Raw genomic sequence first — 21,946 nt, 5'->3', positions numbered from 1 at the left:
CGGACCGACCCCGCCGGTAAACCGGTCCGGTGGGTCCTCCCGCTCGGAGACTGTTACCGCCAGAGGGCGGGGTCGATCTGGATCTGGAACGGCTCTTCGAGCGTGAACAGATCGCGGTGCTCGGTGGGCTTCTCGTAGGTCTTGTTGCCGCCGAGGCGATAGGCGTAACAAATGACCTCGGGCTCGGTCTCCAGCCGCAGATACAGCGGAATTCCCCAGGCCGCGTACACCGCCACCTTGGTGGTGCGGTCGGGCGTGTAGGAATGCCGCGACACCACCTCGGCCGCGAGCGAGACCTCGTGCGGATGCGCCCAGCCGCGGTGCGCACCTCGCCGGGTCAGTTCACGCGGAACGACGAGGATGTCGGGAGCCCGCAGCTCGGCCACCACCCGGCCGTCGTAGATCCGGACCTCGCCCTCCTGGACCGGCCAGTACTGGCTCGGGCACTGCTCTTCGAGGACGTTCGCCAGCCGGCGGCACGCTTCCTGGTGCCAGAACGTGGGCCGGGGCGAGACGACCAGCCGGCCGTCCTCGATCTCGTAGTGCACGCCCTCCGGGACCTGCACCAGCTCTTCGTCGGACCATCCGTCCGGGGGTTCGTAGAGTCCTACCGCGGCTGTCATGCCGGTCACCGTAGGGACTGGTGTGAGCGCTGGTGATCCCTCCACGTATAGCTATGCGTCCCGCGTGCATCAGCCCGACGCTCCAAGCACGCTAAGTCAGTGCAACGCACCCAGGTCGATTCGAATCGGGTACGGATCCTCTGTCTCGAAAACGTCGGTGTGCTCCACCGGAGTGCGATACGTCTTGGATTCCGGATCCAACCGGTACTCGTAGAGTGCGACCGAAGGCTCACGCTCGATGCGAAGGTAGAGCCCGATTCCCCATTCGGCGTAAACTCCGACCTTGGTGATGCGGTCGGCCACTTTCGAACCGGACGAGACGATCTCGGCGGCGACCGGGACTTCGTCGGGCTTGATCCATCCCCGCGGAGCATTCCGCTCCCGAAGAGCGCGCGGAAGCACCATCACGTCAGGTATTCGGCGCTGCACGATGAATCCGTCATCATTCTTCACGCGGATTTCGCACTCGTAGAGGGCGATCAGTTCGCGGGGGCAATGTTCGCGGAGGGCGGCCGTGACCACGAATCCGGCATCCTGGTGCCAGGGAATTGGCTGCGGGGTCACCCTGAGGTTTCCGTCCTCGATCTCGTAACGCACGCTCTCCGGAATTTCGTCGAGCATGTCGTCGGTCCACCCCACCGGCCCGGGCCTGGTGCTCAGGCTTTGGAAACCTGCTGTGGCTGTCATGAGATCGAAGCTATCGGGTTCCTCGACGGAATCGGCATCCCGGAACGTATCTGTGGATAGCGAGCGGTATAGGTTCTCGCGGACCCGCTTTCGGTAAACGATCGCCTCGGGATTCGGCTCGATCGGGTCGTCTCTATCCACAGATCGAGGTTATCCCTTGACGGCGGCGGCCCGGCCCCCTTCGAGGGATGCCGGGCCGCTGGCGGAACGTGCGGGGATCAGGACGGGAGGCTGGCTACTCCGGGGGCCAGGAAGCGCTGGCCGGTCACCTTCTCCGCGACGCCGACCCGGTCCAGGTACGGCGTGATGCCGCCGAGGTGGAACGGCCACCCGGCGCCGAGGATCATGCACAGGTCGATGTCCTGCGCGGCCGCGACCACGCCCTCGTCGAGCATCAGCCGGATCTCCTCGGCCAGCGCCGCCAGCGCCCGCTCGCGGATCTCGTCGGCGCTGGGGCCGCCACCCCGCGGCCCGTACAGCGCCGCGACGTCGGCGTCCACGACCGGCGCGCCCGACGACCAGTCGAGGAACGCGGTCTTGCGCGCCTCCACCACCTTGCGCATGTTCTCCGACACGTAGAACCGCTCCGGGTACGCCGAGTGCAGCGTCTCGGACACGTGCAGCGCGATCGCCGGGCCCACCAGCTGCAGCAGCAGGAGCGGGCTCATCGGCAGCCCCAGCGGCTCCAGCGCCCGGTCGGCCTCGAGCAGGTCGGTGCCCTCGTCGATCGCAGCCGTGACCTCACCCAGGAAGCGGGTCAGCAGCCGGTTGACCACGAACGCCGGGGCGTCCTTGACCAGCACGCACGACTTGCCCAGCGTCTTGCCGACCGCGAACGCGGTGGCCAGCGACGCGTCGTCGGTCTGCTCGGCGCGCACGATCTCGAGCAGGGGCAGCACCGCGACCGGGTTGAAGAAGTGGAACCCGACGACCCGCTCCGGATGCTGCAGCGTCGACGCCATCTCGGTGACCGAGAGTGACGACGTGTTCGTCGCGAGCACGCACGAGGGCGACACCACGGCCTCGACGTCGGCGAACACCTGCTGCTTGACGCCGATCTCCTCGAACACGGCCTCGATGACGAAGTCGGCGTCGGCGAACGCGTCCTTGGTCAGCGAGCCGGTCACCAGCGCCTTGAGCCGGTTGGCCTTGTCCGGGGAGACCCGCTTGCGCGTCAGCAGCTTGTCGATCTCGCCGTGCACGTAGGCGACGCCCTTGTCCAGGCGTTCCTGGTCGAGGTCGGTCAGCACGACCGGCACCTCGAGCTTGCGCGCGAACAGCAGCGCGAGCTGACCGGCCATCAGGCCGGCGCCGACGACCCCGACCTTGGTCACGGGACGGGCCAGCGAACGGTCCGGCACGCCCACCGGCCGCTTGGCCCGCTTCTGCACCAGGTCGAACGAGTACAGGCCGGCGCGCAGCTCGTCGCCCATGATCAGGTCGGCGAGCGCCTCGTCCTCGGCGGCGGTGCCGTCCTCGAACGTCGACGTCTTGGCCGCGGCGATCAGGTCGAGCGCGCGGTAGGGCGCGGGGGAGGCGCCGTGGACCTTGCCGTCCGCGACCGCGCGGCCCCAGGCGACGGCGTCGTCCCAGGCCTGGCCGCGGTCCACCGCCGGGCGTTCGACCACGACGTCGCCGCGGAGCACCCCGGCCGCCCATTCGATCGACCGCTCCAGGAAGTCGGCCGGCTCGAACAGCGCGTCGCCGATGCCCAGCTCCAGGTACTGCTTGGGCTTGAGCATCTTGTTCTGGTTGAGCGCGTTCTCGACGATCACCGTCACCGCGTTGCCGGCGCCGATCAGGTTCGGCAGCAGCCAGGTGCCGCCCCAGCCCGGTACCAGGCCGAGGAACACCTCGGGCAGCGCCAGCGCGGCCGCGCCGGAGGAGACCGTGCGGTAGTCGCAGTGCAGGCCGATCTCGATGCCGCCACCCATCGCGGCGCCGTTCACGAACGCGAACGTCGGCACCGACGCGTTGCGGAGCCGGGCGAACGCCGCGTGCCCGAGCCGGGCGATGGCCAGGCCCTGCGAGCGGTCGGTGATCCGTCCGACGCCCGACAGGTCCGCGCCGACCGCGAAGACGAACGGCTTGCCGGTGACGGCGATCGCCTTCACGCCCGGCGACCGCGCCTCGATCTCGTCCAGAGCGGTGTTCAGCGAGGCCAGCCCGCCCGGGCCGAACGTCGACGGACGCGTGTGGTCCTTGCCGTTGTCCAGCGTGATCAGCGCGATCTCGCCGTCCAGGCCGGGCACGCTCAGGTACCGGACGAAGGCGTTGGTCACGACCTCGTCAGCAAAATCCGGCGTCGTCACTTGGTGCCCTCCCAGTTCGGGTTCTCCCAGATGACCGCCCCGCCCATGCCGATGCCGATGCACATCGCGGTGAGGCCGTAACGCACGTCCGGACGCTCCGCGAAGTGCCGCGAGAGCTGGGTGAAGAGCCGGACGCCGGAGGACGCCAGCGGGTGCCCGATCGCGATCGCGCCGCCCCACGGGTTGACGCGCTCGTCGTCGTCGGCGATGCCGAAGTGGTCGAGCAGCGCGAGCACCTGCACCGCGAACGCCTCGTTGAGCTCGAACAGGCCGATGTCGTCGATGCTCAGGCCGGCCTTCGCGAGGGCCTTCTCGGTGGCCGGCACCGGGCCGATGCCCATCACCTCGGGCTCGACACCGACGTACGCGAACGACACCAGGCGGGCACCGATCGGCAGCCCCAGGGAAACGGCCACGTCCTCGGCGGCCAGGATGCTCGCGGTCGCGCCGTCGTTCAGGCCGGCCGCGTTGCCCGCGGTGATCCGGCCGTGCGGGCGGAACGGGGTCTTGAGCCCGGCCAGGCCCTCCAGCGTGGTCTCCGGGCGCGGCGGCTCGTCGGCCGTGGCCAGGCCCCAGCCCTTCTCCGCGCCGCGGGTGGCGACCGTCACCAGATCCTGCTGGATCTTGCCGTTGGCGAGCGCCTTCGCGTACTTCTGCTGGCTGCCGAGCGCGAACGCGTCCGCCCGCTCCCGGGTCAGGTGCGGGAAGCGGTCGTGCAGGTTCTCCGCGGTCTGGCCCATGACCAGCGCGGAGGTGTCCACGATGCGCTCGGAGATGAACCGCGGGTTCGGGTCGACGCCCTCGCCCATCGGGTGCCGGCCCATGTGCTCGACACCACCGGCGATCGCGACGTCGTACGCGCCGAACGCGATGCCGCCGGCGACGCTGGTGGCCGCGGTCATCGCGCCGGCGCACATGCGGTCGACCGCGAAGCCGGGTACCGACTTCGGCAGCCCGGCCAGCAGCGCGGCGGTGCGGCCGATCGTGAGGCCCTGGTCACCGGTCTGGGTGGTGGCCGCGATGGCCACCTCGTCGATGCGCTCCGGCGGCAGCGACGGGTTACGGCGGAGCAACTCGCGGATGGTGCGGATCACGAGGTCGTCGGCGCGCGTCTCGGCGTAGATCCCCTTCGGCCCGGCCTTGCCGAACGGGGTGCGGACGCCGTCGACGAAGACCACGTCACGGCTCTGACGGGACACAGGTCCTCCACGGATTGGAAGTATCTGCCACGAATGCTACTCGCCGGTAACACCGGCCGGTAACGCACTCAAAACGTGTGACGCGGCACACCGCCCATGTAACACGGCGTCGGGTGCTCGTCCCCTCGCCGCTAGGGTGGAGGCGTCGCGACTGGCGCAGTCAAAGGTGGAAGCAACCACCGGGAAGCGACATGGATCCCGTACGAAAACACCGTGCGCCTGGGTGGCGGGGCTGACGACATCAGGGAGCTTTTCGATGACGCTCAACCAACCGCCCACCCCGCATCTCGCCGCGGAGGACCCGGACGTCGCCCGGCTCGTCGAGGCCGAGGCCCAGCGCCAGCAGGACACGATCCGGCTGATCGCGTCGGAGAACTACGTGTCGGCGGCCGTGCTCGAGGCCACCGGGTCGGTGTTCACGAACAAGTACTCCGAGGGCTACGCCGGCAAGCGGTACTACGAGGGCCAGCAGCAGGTCGATCCGCTCGAGGAGCTGGCGATCGCCCGCGCGAAGGCCGTCTTCGGCGCCGAGCACGTCAACGTGCAGCCGTACTCCGGCTCACCGGCGAACCTCGCGATCTACCTCGCGGTGCTCAAGCCGGGCGAGACCGTGCTGGGCATGGGCCTGCCGAGCGGCGGCCACCTCACCCACGGCTGGAACGTGTCGGCCACCGGCAAGTGGTTCAACGCCGTGCACTACGGGGTCCGCAAGGAGACCGGCCGGGTCGACCTGGACGAGGTGCGTGACCTCGCGCTGAAGGAGCGCCCCAAGCTCATCTTCTGCGGCGGCACCGCGGTGCCGCGCACCATCGACTTCGCCGGCTTCGCCGCGATCGCGAAGGAGGTCGGTGCGGTGCTCGCGGCCGACGTCGCGCACATCGCCGGGCTCATCGCCGGCGGCGCGCACCCGTCGCCGGTCGGCCACGCCGACATCATCTCGACGACCACGCACAAGACCCTTCGCGGTCCGCGCGGCGCGATGCTCATGTCCACCGACGAGTGGGCGAAGCCGCTGGACAAGGCCGTGTTCCCGGGCCTGCAGGGCGGGCCGCACAACCACACCACGGCGGCGATCGCGGTCGCGCTGAAGGAGGCGGCGACGCCGGAGTTCTCGGCGTACGCGCACCAGATCGTGGCCAACGCCAAGGCGCTCGCCGACGCACTGGCCGAGCGCGGCTTCGACCTGGTGTCCGGCGGCACCGACAACCACCTGATCCTGGCCGACCTGTCGCCCAAGGGCATCGGCGGCAAGCCGGCCGCGAAGGCGCTCGACCGGGCCGGCATCGAGCTGAACTACAACACGGTGCCGTTCGACCCGCGCAAGCCGTTCGACCCGTCCGGCATCCGGATCGGCACCGCGGCGGTCACCACGCGCGGGCTCGGGGTCGCGGAGATGCCGCTGATCGCGGACTTCATCGACCGCGCCGTAGCCGCCGAGGGCGACGACTCCGCCCTCGACGCGATCGCCGCCGAGGTCCGCGCCCTCCTGGCGTCGTTCCCGGTTCCCGCCTGACCCGAGTGGTCCCGTTCGGGCGGGTCGGAACCCGCCCGAACGGGACCGCTACGCGGTGGCCAGCGCCTCGAGGAGGCCCGGGCCTACCAGGGCTATCTGCCACTCGCGGGCGCCCAGGGTGCGGAGGGCCTGCTCGACGCCGTCGAGGTCGACCGGGTCGGGCGGTGACCAGCAGAGCCGGCGGACGGTGTCGGGCGAGATCAGATTCTCGGCCGGCACGTTGTGCTCGGTCGACAGGCCGCTGACCACCGCTTTCGCCCGGGTGAGGCGGGTCGCCGCCGCCGGGTCGCGGTCGGCCCAGCGGTGGGCCGGCGGTGGTCCGTCCCCGCCGGTCGCGGTCGTCGGCAGCTCGTCCTGCGCCAGCGCCCGTGCCGACGCCAGCGCCCCCAGCCACGTCCCGGCCAGCCGTCGCGTCGCCCGCCCCGAGTACACCGGCAGCGAGAGCAGCGCCCGTTCGTCCGCGGGGTCGGCCTGCGCGGCGGCCACGATCGCCGAATCCGGCAGCACCCGCCCCGGCGCCAGGTCGCGGCGGCGGGCGATCTCGTCCCGGGCCTCCCAGAGCGCACGCACCCGCGCCAGCCCCCGGGCGGTACGCACCCGGTGGATCCCGGACGTCCGCCGCCACGGCTCGGCCCTCGGTGCCGGCGGCTTGCTCGCCACCAGCGCGGCGAACTCCTCCTCGGCCCACGCCTGCTTGCCCTGACGCTCCAGCTCCTCGGCGAGCGCGTTACGCAGCTCCACCAGCAGTTCGACGTCGAGCGCCGCGTAGGTCAGCCACTCGACCGGCAGCGGACGCGTGCTCCAGTCCGCCGCGGAGTGGCCCTTCTCCAGCGTGCGGCCCAGCACCCGCTCGGTCATCGCCCCGAGACCCACCCGCTCGAACCCGGCCAGCCGCCCGGCGAGCTCGGTGTCGAAGAGCTTGCGCGGACGCAGCCCCAGCTCCGCGAGGCAGGGCAGGTCCTGCGAGGCGGCGTGCAGCACCCACTCGGTGTCGACGATCGCGGCGTCGACCACCGCCAGGTCGTCGAACGGGAGCGGGTCGATCAGCACCGTGTGGCCGGCCGTCTCCCCGCCGCGCCGCAGCTGCACCAGGTAGGCGCGCTGGCCGTAGCGGTAGCCGGAGGCGCGCTCGGCGTCGACCGCGACCGGCCCGCTCGCCGCGGCCAGGCGCGCTGCCGCCTCGGCGAGCGCGTCGGCGGTGTCGACCGGCTCCGGCGTGCCGTCACGCGGAACCAGCAGCGGCACCGGAGCGGGAGGTTCGTCGACCGACCCGGTCGTCGGGCGCAACGTCGGCTGCTCCGTGTGGTCTGCACCCATGTTCGCCGCGTCGTTCACGCCTTCACCGTAGCGAGACGGTCGGTCGCGGTGGGTGTCGGCACGCTCGATGGACCCCCGAGCGGGGGTCCGACCGGCGTCGGATGCACGTCAGAACCCCTGTGACGTGTCGACCCGGTCGACGCCGATCAGTACGGTGAGGTCTGGTAAGCCGGTGGAGAAGGGCAGCTCACGATGTCAGACCGCGGGGACGACACGTCCGCTGCGCCCGCAACGCACGGTGCACCGACCGGCCCGTTACCGGGCCCGCGGCCGCCGGTCAGTGGCTGGCCGCAACCCTCCCAGTACAGCGGCTCGCCGGTGCCCCCGCCGACGCCGAGCCAGACCACGGGCCCGGCGCCGAGCCGCCCGACCGAAGCGTTCGCCCACCCCACCAGCTCCTTCGCCCCGCCGACCAACGGGTACGGCGCGTTCGGCACCACCGCGCCGGAGTCCGCCCCGCCGGCCTCGGCGCCCCCGTACGGCACCGGCTACCCGCACCCCGGCACGCCGGCCCCCGGCTCCGGGTTCCCCGGCAGCGGTTTTCCCGGCTCGGGTGGTCCGACCAGCGCGGCGCCGTTCGGGTCCGGGCCGCCCGGCGGCGGGTTACCCCCGGCGCGTGCCGACCGGGGCCCGCGGCCGTTCGGCCTGATCGGGCTGGTGCTCGCGATCGTGCTGCTGATCGTCGTCATCGTGCAGGGCGTTTTCCTGGTGAACCTCTCCGGGGACCTGGACGACGCCCAGGCGGCGCAGACCAAGGCCGAGACCGCGTCGGCCAAGGACCGCGAGGACGCGTCGAACCTCACCAAGCGGGTGCAGTCCCTCGAGGAACGCACCGAGGGCACGCTCAACTCCACCGCGGTCGCCAAGAAGGTGCTGCCGTCGGTGTTCAGCGTGCGCGCCGGTCAGGCCACCGGCACCGCGTTCGCGTTCGCCACCGCCCCCGGCGGCGGCACGCTGCTGATCACGAACTACCACGTCGTCGACTCGCTGGTCTCCTCCGGCGGGAAGAACGCGACGATCACCCGCGACTCGGAGACCTACCCGGTCACGATCGAGCAGACCGACAAGAACCGCGACCTGGCCGTCCTGAAGACGAAGGCGAAGTTCACCCCGCTCAAGCCGTCCGAGGAGGAGGTGGAGCCGGGTGACCCGGTGATCGTCGTCGGTGCGCCGCTCGGTCTGACCGACACCGTCACCACCGGCGTGGTCAGCGCGATCCGCGACGACGTCGAGGGCCTGGCGACGCGGGTCATCCAGTTCGACGCCGCGATCAACCCCGGCAACTCCGGCGGGCCGGTGATCAACGCCGAGGGCGAGGTCGTCGGCATCGCGCAAGCCAAGATCATCGCCGAGGGAGCCGACGGGCTCGGCCTCGCCATCCCCATCGGCGAGGCCTGCAAGGGCCTCCTCTCCTGCTGAACCGCCACCTGAACGACCCTGGAGGCACCCGTGTCCGACCCGGGCTACGGCAACCAGAACGGCCCCTACCAACCAGGTTCCCCCTACCCGACCGACCCGCGCGCCACGCCACCGCCGGCGGCCGACCCGTGGGCCCAGCCCGCCGCGAGCCCGTTCCCGGCGACGTCCGGCACCCCTGACGAGTACGCCGCGCCGGTGTCGGGGGCCGAGTACTCGGTGCCGGGGCTCGCCCCCCAGCCGGTTCCGCCCACGTCCGCGCCGCCGACCGCAGTGCCCGGCCACGCACCCGCGCCGGTGTCGGCACCCCCACCTCCGTCGGCACCGCCGCACCCCGGGGTGCCCAATTACGGGCGGCCGGCGTCCGCCGGCTACGGCCCGGCCTACGCCACCGGGCCGATCCCGACCGGCGGTTACCCCACCGCGCCGTTACCCGGTGCGGCCGAGGTGGGCCCGTCGGCGGTCGGACGTCCGCCGGGCGGCCGGAACCGGCTGGTGGCGATCCTCGGGGCGGCCACCGCGGTGCTGCTCGTCGTCGGTCTCACGATGAGCGGGCTGTACATCGCCAAGAACGGCGAGCAGAACGACACCCAGGCCAAGCTCACCGCGGCCGAGAAGACGATCGAGGAGCGCGACTCCAAGGTCTCGACGCTGGAGAAGGACCTCACCGACACCAAGACCAAGCTGACGAACACCGAGCAGCAGCTCGACGGCACGAAGGACTCGCTGGGCACCGCGAACTCCGACAAGCAGATCATCGCCAAGTGCCTGAAGCTCGTCATCCAGGCGCTGGACGCGATCGGCAAGGGCGACAAGGCCAAGACCGACTCGCTGATCGCCCAGCTCGACGCGCCCTGCACGAAGGCCGAAAAACTCCTACCGGCGGAGTAGACGCTCTCAAGCCGAGTTGTGGTGGGCCGCCAGGAGCGTGACTCCGGGCGGGGGGAGGCCGGCCGTCGAGGCCAGCAGGCCGCACCAGGCGTCCAGGTGGGGCGCCAGGTCGGGTGCGGTGTCGAGCATCGGCGTCCAGGACGCGCGTACCTCGACGTCCGAGCTGGTCGGCGGCCCGGCCAGATCGCCGAACCGGGTGGAGCTGACCTGCGTCACGGTGCCGCCGATGGCCCCGTACCGGGCGCCGGCCAGGTCGAGGGCGTCGAGGAGCCAGCTCCAGCCGACCGCGGCGAGCATCGGGTCGGTGCCCATCTCGGATTCCAGCTCCGCGGTGACGTACGAGACCACCCGCCAGTGCCCGTCCCAGGCCTCCTGGCCGGACGGGTCGTGCAGGACGATCAGCCGGCCGGTGGCGACCTCCTCGTCGCCGCGGACGACGGTTCCGGAGAGGGCGAAGCTGCGCGGGGCGAGCCGCTGCGGTGCCGGCACCTCCTCGAGGAGGATTTCCGGCCGGGTCCGAACCGCGCGCAACGTCGCCACGGCGCGTGCGAAGGGGTCAGGCTCGGCGCCGTCGGGGGCCATGCTCCAGAGCGTAGGGGGAGCGGCGGAGGCCGCGCAGCGCGGCGCGCCGTTCGCCGGCCGTGCGGGCGTGCGTCCGCGGATCCGCGGACCGGGCCGACGACGACCGCGCCACCACGGGTCGCGGGCGAACGCTCCGCCGGACGGCGACGCGCGCCGCCGTGAAACCATGGCCGACATGACCGACACCGCAACGCCCATCGGCGGCACGCCGCGCCCCGCGGTCGATCTCGGCTCGGACGCCGCAGCGCGGCAGGTCACCGGGCGTGCGCCGGTACCCGCCGAGCTGGCCGACGGGCCGTTCCTGCGGGCCTGCCGACGCGAGTCGGTGACGCACACGCCGGTGTGGTTCATGCGTCAGGCCGGCCGGTCCCTGCCCGAGTACCGCAAGCTGCGCGAGGGCATCGGCATGCTCGATTCCTGCCGCCGGGCCGACCTTGTGACCGAGATCACGCTGCAGCCGATCCGGCGTCACCACGTCGACGCGGCGATTTTCTTCTCCGACATCGTCGTGCCGCTGATCGCGGTCGGGGTGGGGCTCGACATCGTCGCCGGGGTGGGCCCGGTCGTCGACGAACCGTTCGGCTCGGCCGCCGACCTCGAGCGGCTGCGTCCGCTGGAGCCCGACGACGTCCCGTACGTCACCGAGGCGGTCGGCACGCTCGTCGGCGAGCTGGGGGCCACCCCGCTGATCGGTTTCGCCGGTGCGCCGTTCACGTTGGCGAGCTACCTGGTGGAGGGCGGCCCGTCCCGGACGCACGCCCGCACCAAGGCCCTGATGTACGGCGAGCCCGAGCTCTGGCACGCGCTCTGCGACCGTCTCGCGACGATCTCGTCGGCGTTCCTGCGCGTGCAGATCGCGGCCGGTGCGTCCGCGGTGCAGCTGTTCGACTCGTGGGCCGGAGCGCTGTCGGAGGCCGACTACCGCACGTACGTGCAGCCGCACTCGGCCCGGGTGCTGGCCGAGGTCGGGGCCACCGGGGTACCGCGCATCCACTTCGGGGTGGGTACCGCCGAGCTCCTCCCGGCCATGGCCGAGGCCGGGGCCGACGTGGTCGGCGTGGACTGGCGTACGCCGCTGGCCACCGCGTCCAGCCGGGTCGGCCCCGACCGCGCGGTGCAGGGCAACCTCGACCCCGCGGTGCTGCTGGCCGACGAGCGGGTAGTGGCCGAGCACGTCCGGCGGGTGCTCGCGGACGGGGCCGCCGCACCGGGGCACATCTTCAACCTGGGGCACGGCGTGCTGCCGGAGACCGACCCGGGTGTGCTCACCCGGGTCGTCGAGCTCGTCCACGAGCACTCCCGCCGCGAGGGCTGAGCCGGGCCGGAGCCCGGCTCAGCCACGGTCAGGAGGTGGGCCGCTCCGGGCCGTCCGTCGGCGCCGGAGCCGCTGGCTCCTGGGGTGAGGGAGCGCCCGGAGCCGGTGTTCCGGCCGGCACCGGAGCGGGTTCGGCGGCCGGGTCCGGCGCCCGGAGGAACCGGTAGAGGTCCGACGGCGCGGGGGACACCGGAGCGGGGCGGCGCGGACGGTAACGGCGCAGCGCCCACCAGAGCGGCACACCGATGATCGCGAACCCGATCAGGAACGGCGCGAGCCACCCGAGGATCGTCAGCAGCACGACGACGGTCGTGACGAACGCGCTCCAGCCGTTCTGCAGGCCGACGAGCAGCCCGCGCTCCTGCTTCGGCTCGGGCTTCGGCGGCGCCGACGGCTCGGTGAGCGACAGCGTGATCGTCGAGTACGAGACCTGGTCGGTGAGCGAGCGCTTGGCCGCCTCGGAGGTCGCCAGCTCGCTCTCCCGCGTGGTCAGCTCGCGCTCGATCGTCGTCAGCTCGGTGATCGACGTGGCCCGCCGGAGCAGCGCCCTGACCCGGCTGACGCTGGCCCGCTGCGCGGCGATCCGCGCGTCGATGTCGATCGAGGCCGTCTGCTGGTCCGCGGTGCCCAGGTTGCGTGAGGTCTCGGTGCCGAGCTTGGCGAGCGCGTCGATGGTGTCGGTGAACCTCGTCGACGGCACCTTGAGCGTGAGCGTGGCCGAGATGTCGTCGTCCGGGCCGGTGACGTGGCGTTCGTCGGCGGCGACGTAACCGCCGGCGGCCTTCGTCGCGGCGATCGCTGTCCGGGCGGCGCCGGGCACGTCGCCCGCGGTCACGTCCATCGCCCCGGTGTAGACCAGCGGCCGGCTCGCGGTGCCGAGCTGGGTCGGCCCGGTGCCGGTGCCACCGGACTTCTGGTCCTGGGCGCCCTGCGGTGCCGGGGCGGCCAGGTCACGGCTGGTCTCCGCGGACGAGCCGGAGTCGTCGGCCCCGCCGCCGCTGCACCCGGCGAGCAGCAGGCCGGCCAGTAGCACTGCGGCCAGTGCCGGCAACCGGCGCCGGTGGCGAACGTCCATGGTGGTCCCTCTCGTCGGCATCGCGGATTCGAACCTGTGCGACTACGACGTGAGCGTGGCCCTCGCGGTTGCATCCCCACCGGCTTCGTTGCCGCCTCGTTGTGACGTCGTGACCGGGTCGGATCCGGGAGCCCGGACGCGTGACGCTGCCCACCATCGGCTGATTCGCGGGGGTCGGCGCGGGCACCGGGCGTGCGAGGTGCGGCACGATGGGTTCCGTGCTGTTCGAGGACCGATTCACCCGACCCCCGCACGTCGTCGTGATCGGCGGTGGCATCGCCGGTCTCGCCGCCGCGCTCCGCCTGCGTGACGCCGCGCCGGAGGGCACGACGGTCACCGTGGTCGAGCAGGCCGGCAGCGTCGGCGGGAAGCTGCGCACCGGCCGGGTCGCCGGGGTGCCGATCGAGGACGGCGCCGAGTCGTTCCTGCTCCGGGTGCCCGAGGGCCGGGCACTGGCCGAGCGGGTGGGCCTCGGGGACGACCTGGTCAGCCCGACGGCGTCGGGCGCGACGGTCTGGGTGGACGGCTCGCTGCGTGCGCTCCCGGCCGGCACCGTGCTGGGCGTCCCGGTCGACCTGGAAGCGGTCGCCGCGTCCGGGGTGCTGAGCGACGAGGGCCTGGCACGCGTGCGGGCCGAACCCGGACGGCCCGGTACGCCCCTCGGTGAGGGGGACGTCGCGGTCGGGGCGTTGATCGCCGACCGGCTCGGGCCCGAGGTCGTCGACCGGCTGGTCGAACCCCTGCTCGGCGGGGTCTACGCCGGTCGCGCCGACCGGCTCTCGCTGCGCGCGACGATGCCCGCGCTGGCGGCCGGTCTGGCCGACCAGCCCTCCCTGCTCAAGGCCGCGCGGGCCAACCGGGGCACGGCCGCGCCGAACACCCCGGTCTTCGGCACCGTCCGCGGCGGGCTGTCCCGCCTGGTCACGGCCGTCGCCCACGAGTCGAGGGCGGCGATCCGCACCGGTCTGCCGGTCCGCTCGCTGCGCCGGACGCCGGACGGCTGGCAACTCACGCTCGGCTCGGCCGGCTCGGTGGGCGTCGGCACGACGATCGCCGCCGACGCCGTCGTGCTCGCGGTGCCCGCCGCCCCGGCGTCGCGGCTGCTCGCCGACGTGCACCCGGTCGCGGCCGGGACCGTCGGCGTGCTGGAGTACGCGAGCGTGGCGCTCGTGTCGCTGGTGCTCCCGGGCCGGGTGGCGCTGCCGCCGGGCACCGGCGCGCTGGTGCCCGCGAGTTCCGGCCGGCTGGTCAAGGCGGTCACCTACGTCTCCCAGAAGTGGGGGCACGTGCTGGACGGGTACACCGGCGAGCCGGTCACCGTCGTGCGTGCCTCGGTGGGCCGCTACGGCGAGGAGACCGCGCTCCAACTGGACGACGAGTCACTGATCGCCGCCGTGCGGGCCGAGCTCGCCACGCTCGTGCCGCTCGCGGCCGGCTGGCCGGCGCCGCTCGGGGCCCAGGTGAACCGCTGGGGCGGCGCGCTGCCGCAGTACGCGCCGGGCCACCTCGACCGGGTGGCGTCGGTGCGGGCCGCGCTGGCGGCCGAACCGACACTGGCACTGGCCGGGGCCGCCTACGACGGCGTCGGCATCCCGGCCTGCATCCGCTCGGGGCAGGCCGCCGCGGACCGAATCCTGGCTGCTCTGCCGGCCATCAGGAGAGGAGAGCCTGTTCATGGCTGAGGGAAACAACCCGAACGCCCAGCGGATCCGGGAGCTCAACGACTCGATCCGCTACACGATGTGGTCGGTGTTCCGGGCCTCGGACCGGCTCCCGGCCGACCGGACGTCGCTGACCACCGAGGTCGAGGAGCTGATCGAACAGCTCGGGCAGAAGGACGTCGTGGTCCGCGGCGTCTACGACGTCTCGGGGCTGCGTGCCGACGCCGACTTCATGGTGTGGTGGCACGCGCCGACCGCGGACGCACTCCAGGAGGCGTACGCGCGGCTGCGGCGCACCGAGCTGGGTGCGCACCTGCAACCGGTCTGGTCGCAGCTGGCGCTGCACCGCCCGGCCGAGTTCAACCGCAGCCACATCCCGGCGTTCCTGGCCGAGGAGCAGGCACGCGACTACGTGTGCGTGTACCCGTTCGTCCGGTCCTACGAGTGGTACCTGCTGCCGGACGAGGAGCGCCGCGCGATGCTCGCCGAGCACGGCAAGATGGCGCGCGGCTACGCCGACGTGCGTGCGAACACGGTCGCGTCGTTCGCGCTGGGCGACTACGAGTGGATGCTGGCGTTCGAGGCCGACGAGCTGCACCGCATGGTCGACCTGATGCGTGACCTGCGGGCGTCGACCGCGCGGCGTCACGTCCGCGAGGAGGTGCCGTTCTACACCGGCCGCCGCAAGCCGGTCGCGGAGATCGTCGCCGCCCTGCCGTGAGACGGGTCCGGGGCCCGAGAGGGCCCCGGCTCCTCACTTCTCGGCCGGCTCCAGCGTCAACGAGATCGAGTTGATGCAGTACCGGTCGTCGGTCGGCGTGCCGTACCCCTCGCCGTGGAACACGTGCCCGAGGTGCGAGTCGCACGTCGCGCAGCGCACCTCGACGCGGCGCATGCCGAGCGTGTTGTCCTCGATCAGGACGACGTTCTTCGCCTCCGACGGCGCGTAGAAGCTCGGCCAGCCGCAGTGCGATTCGAACTTGGTCTCGGACCGGAACAGCTCCGTCCCACAGGCACGGCAGTGGTAGACACCGACGGTCTTGGTGTCGGTGTATTCCCCGGTGAAGGCCCGCTCGGTGCCGGCCTCACGAAGAACGTGGAACTCCTGCGGGGTGAGCTGAGCGCGCCACTCCGCATCCGACTTGACAACAGTCGGCCGCGTCTGCTGAGTCATGCCCCCAACGGTACCGCGCGGTTCACGGAGTTGCCGGGGCCGAATCGTCCGGCGAGGCCTCCGAGCCCTTCGCGAGCCGCAGGTAGCCGACCAACGGATCGCGGTCGGACCAGCGGGACGCGAAGTCGGCCTGGGCGTGCACGACGTCCACCTCCGCGCCGCCGCTCAGCGCGGGGCTGACGAGCACGTGGTCGAGCAGGAACGCGTTGCCCTCGGACACCACGCTGTACCGGTCGGCGGCCGGCAGCTTCGTGGCGACGTCGTCCAGCGTGCCGCCGTCGGTGAGCAGCCCGAGCGTGGGGGAGCCGTCGGTGTCGGCGATGCCGCCGACCACGACCACCGCCGCGTCCCGGTCGGCGCCGAGCAGTGCGTCGACGAACGTGCGCACGGCCGACGCCTGGCTTCCGCGCTGCTGCTCGGACGTCTGACGCGGTGGCTGCTGCCGGCCGTAGAGCGGGCCGTCGCCCCGGCCGGACGCGAAGTCGTTGCCGACGACGAACACGGTCCGCCCCCGGAACCGGAACTCGCCCGCGAGCGACTTTCTGGCGTCGCGGAACGCGGTGGCGTTCGGGGCGACCCGGCCCGGCGAGAGCGTCAGCGCGACCTCGCCGTCCGTGGTCTCGACCTCGGTGCCCTGGGTGGCGTCACCGGCGCCGCGGTCGACGAACGACACGCGCGCGGGGTTGAAGAGGAAGCCGATCCGGCGGTTCTCCGCGCCGGAGCCGTCCCGCCGGCTGACCGGATCGATCTGGCGCACCTCGTACCGGGGGCCGCCGGCGGCGCGGATCGCCTCGACCAGGGCCGCCCACCCCTTCTCGGCGCCGACCTCGGTGTCGTAGTCGGCGCCGTCGTCGTCGGGCATCTCCTCGACGACGAGGACGTCGGGCGCGCGGAGGCCGCGGACCACGGTGGTGGCCAGCTGCCGGAGACGGCCGCCGGCGCCGTTCGGGTCCGCGCCGCTGATGTCGATGCTGGAGACCGTCAGCTCGTCGGGCTTCGGCGCCCGCGCGGTCTCCGGTTTGGTCTTGCCGGCCCGGATCGCCGGTGTGGACAGCAGCTCGACCCGGTAGTCACCGGCGCCGTAGTCGAGCACGCCGTCGAGCGAGCCGGGCAGCTGGTCGCCCACGTTGGCCACCGGGAGCGGCGTCAGCAGGTCGTCGAGCACGATCCGTTCGGTGTTGGGATCGGTGTCGGTCAGGCGCAGGCCGCCGTGGGTCGTCCGGGAGGAACCGGCGCCGCCGGCCGGAAGGACCGGGAGCTGGCCGTCGACGCTGGTGGGGCCGACGACCGTCGGGTTGGTGAGCCGCACCAGCATGCCCTCGAGCGATTCGTAGAAGTCGAGCGCGTTGAGCGTCGGTGCGAACAGCCGGGTGGATTCGACGTCGCCGGGAGCGTCCGTGCGGATCTGGGTGGGGGGCATCCGGCCGCCCGGTCCGATCAGGACCGGCACCGGCCGCCGGGCCGCGCTGGAGACGACGGAGACCGTCGGCCGGATCAGCTCGGTGGTGGTCAGGTTGTCGGCACCGGCGGCGCCGCCGGGCCGGTACTCGGTGACCGTGCCGGCCACCCGCACCGTGTCGCCACTCTGGACCCGGGGCGCGTTGCCGGTGTAGACGAACAGCCCGTCGCTGGTGGCCGGATCGTCGTCGGGGTCGGGATCCTGCATCCAGAACCCGGTGCGCCCCACCGCGGTGACCACGCCGGGGACCGAGGTGACCAGGCGCCCGGCGAGCGGCGACGTGTGCGAGCGGCCCTGGATGTCGGCGATGCGCGCGGTGCGCCCGGCCTTGTCGCCCTGGCCGCCCGGCGGCGCCGGCGTGGCCACCACGAAGTCCGCGGCGTTGCTGCCGCTGTCCACCCCGCCGCTGCCGTCGATACCCGGCACGCCGCGGTCCTGCTGTTTCGCGTTCTCGACACCGGCCGGGCCGCCCGGGTCGTCCTCGATCGTCGAGGTGCCCTGGTCGGCCGGGACCGTGATGTCGCGCCGGACGATCGAGGTGGTGTTGGAGAGCGCCGGGGCGGGGCGGCCCTCGGCGTCGTCGGCGTTGCCGTAGCCGACGAAGTCACGCACCCCCTCGACGGTGGTGCAGCTGGCGACGCAGTGCAGGGCCTCCACCGCGTGGACGAGCGCGACCTTGCCGCTGGTGGACCCGAGGTCGAGCGAGCCGGTGATGTCGGCCTTCGGCAGGTGGGTGGTGCCGTTCTGGCCGCCGGCCTGCGCGATCAGGTACCGGCCGCCGGCCGGGATGCGCCCGGACAGCTCGGTGACGCCCCAGGCCCGCTCGCGCGGCGGTGCGTACTGCACGCTCCACCCACGCAGGTCGACCGGTTCGTCGCCGCGGTTGGTCAGCTCGACGAAGTCCGCGGTCCAGATCGAACCGGGCTCGCCGCCACCGCCGTAGATCTGGCTGATGACGAGATCGGCGGGGCGGGACGCGGTGCCGACCGTCGACGAGGTGGCGGTGGCGCCCAGCGCGATCGCGAGGAGCAGGACCGGGAACGCGGTGGGTAAGTAGAACGAGAGCTTCGTGAACTCGTTGCGCCGGGCGTGGCGCTGGGGACGCCTCGTCACCGCATGCCTTACCTGATGCGCATGCCTCCCCGACGTACGGTTCCGTCCCACGAGCGAACACGCTACCGGGGGAGTACGACGATTCGGGTACGGGCGTAGAGGCCCTTAACCCTCGGTAGCCGGTCCGGTGGACTGGACCGGCTACCGGGGGATACAGGGGTCAGCCGAACGGCCGAGTCGGTCAGTCGACGCTGGCGTACGACGCTCGTGTCGGCGGCATGTGGCTCTGGCCCTTGCGGTCCGGGCGCACCGCGAGCACCTGGTGGATCGCGATCCGGTTCCGGTCGAACGCGAGCGCCGAGCCGGCCATGTAGAGGCGCCAGACCCGGGCCCGGCCGACGCTGGTCAGCCGGACGGCCTCGGACCAGTTCTGCTCCAGATTGCTCACCCAGGCCCGCAGCGTCCGCGCGTAGTGCTCGCGCAGCGACTCGACGTCACGCACCTCGAACCCCACGGTCTCGAGCTGGTCGGAGATCCAGCCGACCGACTGCAGTTCGCCGTCCGGGAACACGTACGCGGTGATGAACGTCCGCTCGGTCTTGCCCTGCCGGCGCGACTGGAGCGTCTCGGTGACCGTCGGCGGCTGGGTGATCTGGTGGCTGAGCAGCCGGCCGCCCGGTTTGAGCAGGCCGTAGAGCAGCTCGGCGTAGCCGCGCCACTGGTCGGTGCCGACGTGCTCGGCCATGCCGATGCTGGAGATCGCGTCGTACGGGCCGTCGTCGATGTCGCGGTAGTCCTGCTCGCGGATCTCGACCAGGTCGGCGACGCCCGCCACGGCGGCACGCTTGGCCGCACCGACGGCCTGCTCGTGGGAGTTGGTGACGCCGACGACGTGCACGCCGTACTCACGGGCCGCGTGGATCGCCATCGTGCCCCAGCCGCAGCCGACGTCGAGCATCCGCATCCCGGGCTCGAGGCCCAGCTTGCGGGCGATGAGCTCGACCTTGTTGGTCTGGGCCTGCTCGAGCGTCGTGGCCGGGTTCTCCGCGTCCAGGTCCGGCCAGTACGCGCACGAGTACGTCATCGACTCGCCCAGCACGAGCCGGTAGAAGTCGTTGCCGACGTTGTAGTGGTGGCCGATGGCCGCGGCGTCCCGGCGGATGCTGTGCAGCATGCCGGTGGTCGGGCGCATCTCCTCCGGGGGCGGCGGCGGGTTGCTGCCGATCGCGCCGAGCCGCATCGCCGAGGCGACGAGCAGGCGCTTGTCGGCGCTGGAGAGGTGCATGCCCTGGGTCGCGTCGAACAGGTGGAGCATGCGGTCGAGCGCGCCGATGAAGTCGCCTTCGACGGTGAGATCGCCGGAGACGAAGGCGCGGGCCATCCCGACCTCGTTCGGCGACCAGACCAGCCGTCGCAGGGCGCGGCGGTTGCGGATCACCAGGGTGGGGCCGCCCTCGTGATCCGAGGGGCCGAGAGTGCTGCCGTCCCAGGCCCGGATGCGGACGGGAGGCTCGGCCCCGAAGATCATGTTGACTACAGGGTGTAACCGGTCGGCAACCGTGGCATGCTCTGACGCCAGGTACGTCATGACTGCTTGTCCTTTCGCTCACCCACCGTGGGAGCGCGGTGGAGTCACGAGGTCTTGTTGGCAACCGCAACTATGAGGTTGCTTAAACCAACTTCTTTTCGTCGATCATGCACCCTGAAGAGCGCCTGACGCGTCGAATAAATACGGTGATGGCGACCACAGCTGTTAGCCGTGCGCGGGTATTCCCGCCGGTACCGTGCTGACATGGCGTCCAAAGCAGCGTCTCCGGCCGTTGAGCTCACCGTCGGCGACCGGACGGTCCGCATCAGCAACCCCGACCGGGTCTACTTCGACGACCCGCACGCCACCAAACTCGACATCGCGAAGTACTACCTGTCGGTCGGCGACGGCATCGTGCGAGCGCTCCGCGAACGCCCGTGCATGCTGCACCGCTACCCCGACGGCGTGTACTCCGGCGGGGTCGAGGGCGAGAAGATCTACCAGAAGCGGCTGCCGAAAGGCGCGCCCGACTGGGTGCAGAGCGTCCAGGTCAAGTTCCCCAGCGGGCGGAGCGCCGACGAGCTGTGCGTCACCGAGCTCGCGTCGGTGATCTGGGCCGTGCAGATGTCGACGGTGGAGTTCCACCCCTGGCATTCCCGGCGGGCGAACACCGAGCAGCCCGACGAACTGCGCATCGACCTCGACCCGCAGCCCGGCACCGGGCTCGCCGAGGCGCGCCGGGTCGGTGGGGTGGTGCACGAGATCCTCACCGAGCTGGGCTGGACCGGGTGGCCCAAGACGTCGGGCAACCGCGGCATCCACATCTACGTCCGGATCCGGCCCGACTGGACGTTCACCGAGGTGCGCCGGGCCGCGCTGGCGTTCGCCCGCGAGGTCGAGCGCCGGGTGCCGGACCTCGCCACCACCGCCTGGTGGAAGGAGGAGCGCGGCGAGAAGGTCTTCGTCGACTTCAACCAGAACGCGCGTGACCGGACGATCGCCAGCGCCTACAGCATCCGCGGCCGGGCCGGCGCGTTGGTGTCGGCGCCGATCACGTGGGACGAACTGCCGGACGTGGAGAGCGAGGACTTCACGATCCGCACCGTGCCGGAGCGGTTCGCGTCGCTCGGCGATCTGCACGCCGGGATCGACGAGGAGTCGGTGGGGATCGAACCGTTGCTGGAGTGGTCGGAGCGGGACGCGCGGGACCATGACCTCGGCGATGCCCCCTATCCCCCGAACTACCCGAAAATGGAGGGGGAGCCGATGCGGGTGCAGCCGTCGAGGGCTCGCAAAAGGGAGTAATCCCCGGCCGGAGGGTGACGCGGGCCACATCTTCGGGTCATGCTCGACGGTGACCGGCACTCCGGTGCGACCCGCCCACAGGAGGCGCGCATGCCCGAGCAGGCCCGAACCTCGTTCAATCGCCCGCAGCGGACGCTTTCGCCGCACAGTCACCCGCAGGCCGGTACCGGAAAGGCGGCCGCGGTCGGCACCGAGCACGTGTCCGACGTGCTCGTCCGGGTCAGCGACGCGGAGCTCGAGGGGCGGCTCGGTCTCCCGGAGACCGCGCGGGGTGTGGTGGTGTTCGCGCACGGTTCGGGTAGTTCGCGGCACAGCCCGCGTAACCGTCAGGTGGCCAAGGCGCTCTACCGCGCCGGGTTCGCGGTACTGCTCGTCGACCTGTTCACCCCGGCCGAGGAGCAGGAGGACCAGCGCACCGGCCGGGTGCGGTTCGACATCGACCTGCTCGCCCGGCGGGTGGACGAGTCGGTGGGCTGGGTGGGGGAGCACGCCGACACCCAGGGCCTGCCGGTCGGGCTCTACGGCGCCAGCACCGGGGCCGCGGGCGCGCTCGCGGCGGCCGCGCAGCGTCCGGAGACCGTGCGTGCGGTGGTGAGCCGCGGTGGCCGGCCCGACCTCGCGAGCAGCTGGCTCACCACGGTGGCGGCGCCGACGCTGCTGGTGGTCGGCGCACTCGACCACCCGGTGCTCGAGCTCAACCGCCAGGCCGCGGACGCCCTGGGCGGCCTCGCCCGCGTCGAGGTGGTGGCAGGCGCGACCCACCTATTCGAAGAACCAGGCTGCCTCGACTCGGTAGCGACCCTGACGACAGCCTGGTTCCAGCAGCATTTGTGAAA

Annotated in this window: 18 protein-coding genes and 1 riboswitch; of the genes, 8 read left to right on the top strand and 10 right to left on the bottom strand. The window is 72.2% G+C overall.

Going from position 1 to position 21,946, the window contains the following annotated elements; genetic code table 11:
• Positions 1-53: 53 nt before the first annotated feature.
• The 4 genes from ABD437_RS15805 to ABD437_RS15790 form a co-directional block, all read right to left on the bottom strand.
• Positions 54-623 carry a Uma2 family endonuclease gene (locus ABD437_RS15805; RefSeq protein ID WP_035850050.1) on the bottom strand — a complete coding sequence of 190 codons (570 nt, stop codon included), beginning with the start codon at positions 621-623 and terminating at the stop codon, positions 54-56.
• Between the two features lie 96 nt (positions 624-719).
• Positions 720-1,451, bottom strand: a complete 732-nt coding sequence (locus ABD437_RS15800; RefSeq protein ID WP_344649596.1) for a Uma2 family endonuclease — start codon at positions 1,449-1,451, stop codon at positions 720-722.
• A 77-nt stretch (positions 1,452-1,528) separates the two neighbouring features.
• A complete protein-coding gene (locus ABD437_RS15795) occupies positions 1,529-3,622 on the bottom strand; it encodes a 3-hydroxyacyl-CoA dehydrogenase NAD-binding domain-containing protein (RefSeq protein ID WP_344649595.1) in 2,094 nt (697 codons plus the stop codon).
• Positions 3,619-4,821, bottom strand: coding sequence for a thiolase family protein (locus ABD437_RS15790; protein WP_344649594.1), 1,203 nt, complete (start codon positions 4,819-4,821; stop codon positions 3,619-3,621). Before ABD437_RS15790 ends, ABD437_RS15795 begins: the two co-directional genes overlap by 4 nt.
• Positions 4,822-4,958: 137 nt before the next feature.
• Positions 4,959-5,053, top strand: a riboswitch (ZMP/ZTP riboswitch).
• Positions 5,054-5,077: 24 nt separating this feature from the next.
• On the opposite strand from ABD437_RS15790, the gene ABD437_RS15785 reads away from it, so the two are divergent.
• Positions 5,078-6,334, top strand: coding sequence for a serine hydroxymethyltransferase (locus ABD437_RS15785; RefSeq protein WP_344649593.1), 1,257 nt, complete (start codon positions 5,078-5,080; stop codon positions 6,332-6,334).
• A 48-nt stretch (positions 6,335-6,382) separates the two neighbouring features.
• On the opposite strand, the gene ABD437_RS15780 is transcribed toward ABD437_RS15785, so the two are convergent.
• A complete protein-coding gene (locus tag ABD437_RS15780; protein ID WP_425558165.1) occupies positions 6,383-7,651 on the bottom strand; it encodes a ribonuclease D in 1,269 nt (422 codons plus the stop codon).
• 318 nt (positions 7,652-7,969) lie between these two features.
• Here ABD437_RS15780 and ABD437_RS15775 point away from each other — a divergent pair, with 318 nt between their 5' ends.
• Together ABD437_RS15775 and ABD437_RS15770 are read left to right on the top strand one after the other, a co-directional pair.
• Positions 7,970-9,070: a trypsin-like peptidase domain-containing protein gene (locus tag ABD437_RS15775; protein WP_344649591.1), complete on the top strand. Its 1,101-nt coding sequence runs from the start codon at positions 7,970-7,972 to the stop codon at positions 9,068-9,070.
• A 30-nt stretch (positions 9,071-9,100) separates the two neighbouring features.
• Entirely contained in the window at positions 9,101-9,958 is an 858-nt protein-coding gene (locus ABD437_RS15770; protein ID WP_344649590.1) for a hypothetical protein, read from the top strand.
• A gap of 6 nt (positions 9,959-9,964) precedes the next feature.
• On the opposite strand, the gene ABD437_RS15765 is transcribed toward ABD437_RS15770, so the two are convergent.
• Positions 9,965-10,540 carry a DUF3000 domain-containing protein gene (locus ABD437_RS15765; RefSeq protein ID WP_344649589.1) on the bottom strand — a complete coding sequence of 192 codons (576 nt, stop codon included), beginning with the start codon at positions 10,538-10,540 and terminating at the stop codon, positions 9,965-9,967.
• Positions 10,541-10,715: 175 nt separating this feature from the next.
• Between ABD437_RS15765 and hemE the strand changes: the two genes are divergently transcribed.
• On the top strand, positions 10,716-11,855 hold the full coding sequence (gene hemE, locus ABD437_RS15760; RefSeq protein ID WP_344649588.1) for a uroporphyrinogen decarboxylase: 1,140 nt from the start codon (positions 10,716-10,718) through the stop codon (positions 11,853-11,855).
• Between the two features lie 28 nt (positions 11,856-11,883).
• On the opposite strand, the gene ABD437_RS15755 is transcribed toward hemE, so the two are convergent.
• On the bottom strand, positions 11,884-12,930 hold the full coding sequence (locus ABD437_RS15755) for a DUF4349 domain-containing protein (RefSeq protein WP_344649587.1): 1,047 nt from the start codon (positions 12,928-12,930) through the stop codon (positions 11,884-11,886).
• 209 nt (positions 12,931-13,139) lie between these two features.
• Here ABD437_RS15755 and hemG point away from each other — a divergent pair, with 209 nt between their 5' ends.
• Both hemG and hemQ read left to right on the top strand, forming a co-directional pair.
• A complete protein-coding gene (gene hemG / locus ABD437_RS15750; protein ID WP_344649586.1) occupies positions 13,140-14,612 on the top strand; it encodes a protoporphyrinogen oxidase in 1,473 nt (490 codons plus the stop codon).
• Positions 14,605-15,312 carry a hydrogen peroxide-dependent heme synthase gene (hemQ, locus tag ABD437_RS15745; RefSeq protein ID WP_344649585.1) on the top strand — a complete coding sequence of 236 codons (708 nt, stop codon included), beginning with the start codon at positions 14,605-14,607 and terminating at the stop codon, positions 15,310-15,312. Before hemG ends, hemQ begins: the two co-directional genes overlap by 8 nt.
• 33 nt (positions 15,313-15,345) lie before the next feature.
• Here the strand turns inward: hemQ and msrB are convergent, their stop codons facing one another.
• From msrB to ABD437_RS15730, 3 genes are all read right to left on the bottom strand, one after another.
• A complete protein-coding gene (gene msrB / locus ABD437_RS15740) occupies positions 15,346-15,765 on the bottom strand; it encodes a peptide-methionine (R)-S-oxide reductase MsrB (protein WP_344649584.1) in 420 nt (139 codons plus the stop codon).
• 22 nt (positions 15,766-15,787) lie between these two features.
• A complete protein-coding gene (locus ABD437_RS15735) occupies positions 15,788-18,337 on the bottom strand; it encodes a lamin tail domain-containing protein (protein ID WP_344649583.1) in 2,550 nt (849 codons plus the stop codon).
• Between the two features lie 181 nt (positions 18,338-18,518).
• A complete protein-coding gene (locus ABD437_RS15730; protein WP_344649582.1) occupies positions 18,519-19,805 on the bottom strand; it encodes a class I SAM-dependent methyltransferase in 1,287 nt (428 codons plus the stop codon).
• A 264-nt stretch (positions 19,806-20,069) separates the two neighbouring features.
• On the opposite strand from ABD437_RS15730, the gene ligD reads away from it, so the two are divergent.
• Both ligD and ABD437_RS15720 read left to right on the top strand, forming a co-directional pair.
• Complete coding sequence (ligD, locus tag ABD437_RS15725; RefSeq protein ID WP_344649581.1) at positions 20,070-21,110, top strand: non-homologous end-joining DNA ligase; 1,041 nt, start codon at positions 20,070-20,072, stop codon at positions 21,108-21,110.
• 39 nt (positions 21,111-21,149) lie between these two features.
• Entirely contained in the window at positions 21,150-21,944 is a 795-nt protein-coding gene (locus tag ABD437_RS15720) for a dienelactone hydrolase family protein (protein WP_344649580.1), read from the top strand.
• The last annotated feature ends 2 nt before the right edge of the window (positions 21,945-21,946 follow it).

It is taken from the genome of Cryptosporangium japonicum (assembly GCF_039524755.1).
GTDB classification, from domain to species: Bacteria; Actinomycetota; Actinomycetes; order Mycobacteriales; family Cryptosporangiaceae; genus Cryptosporangium; species Cryptosporangium japonicum.
This window is presented reverse-complemented; position numbering and strand designations above follow the sequence as displayed.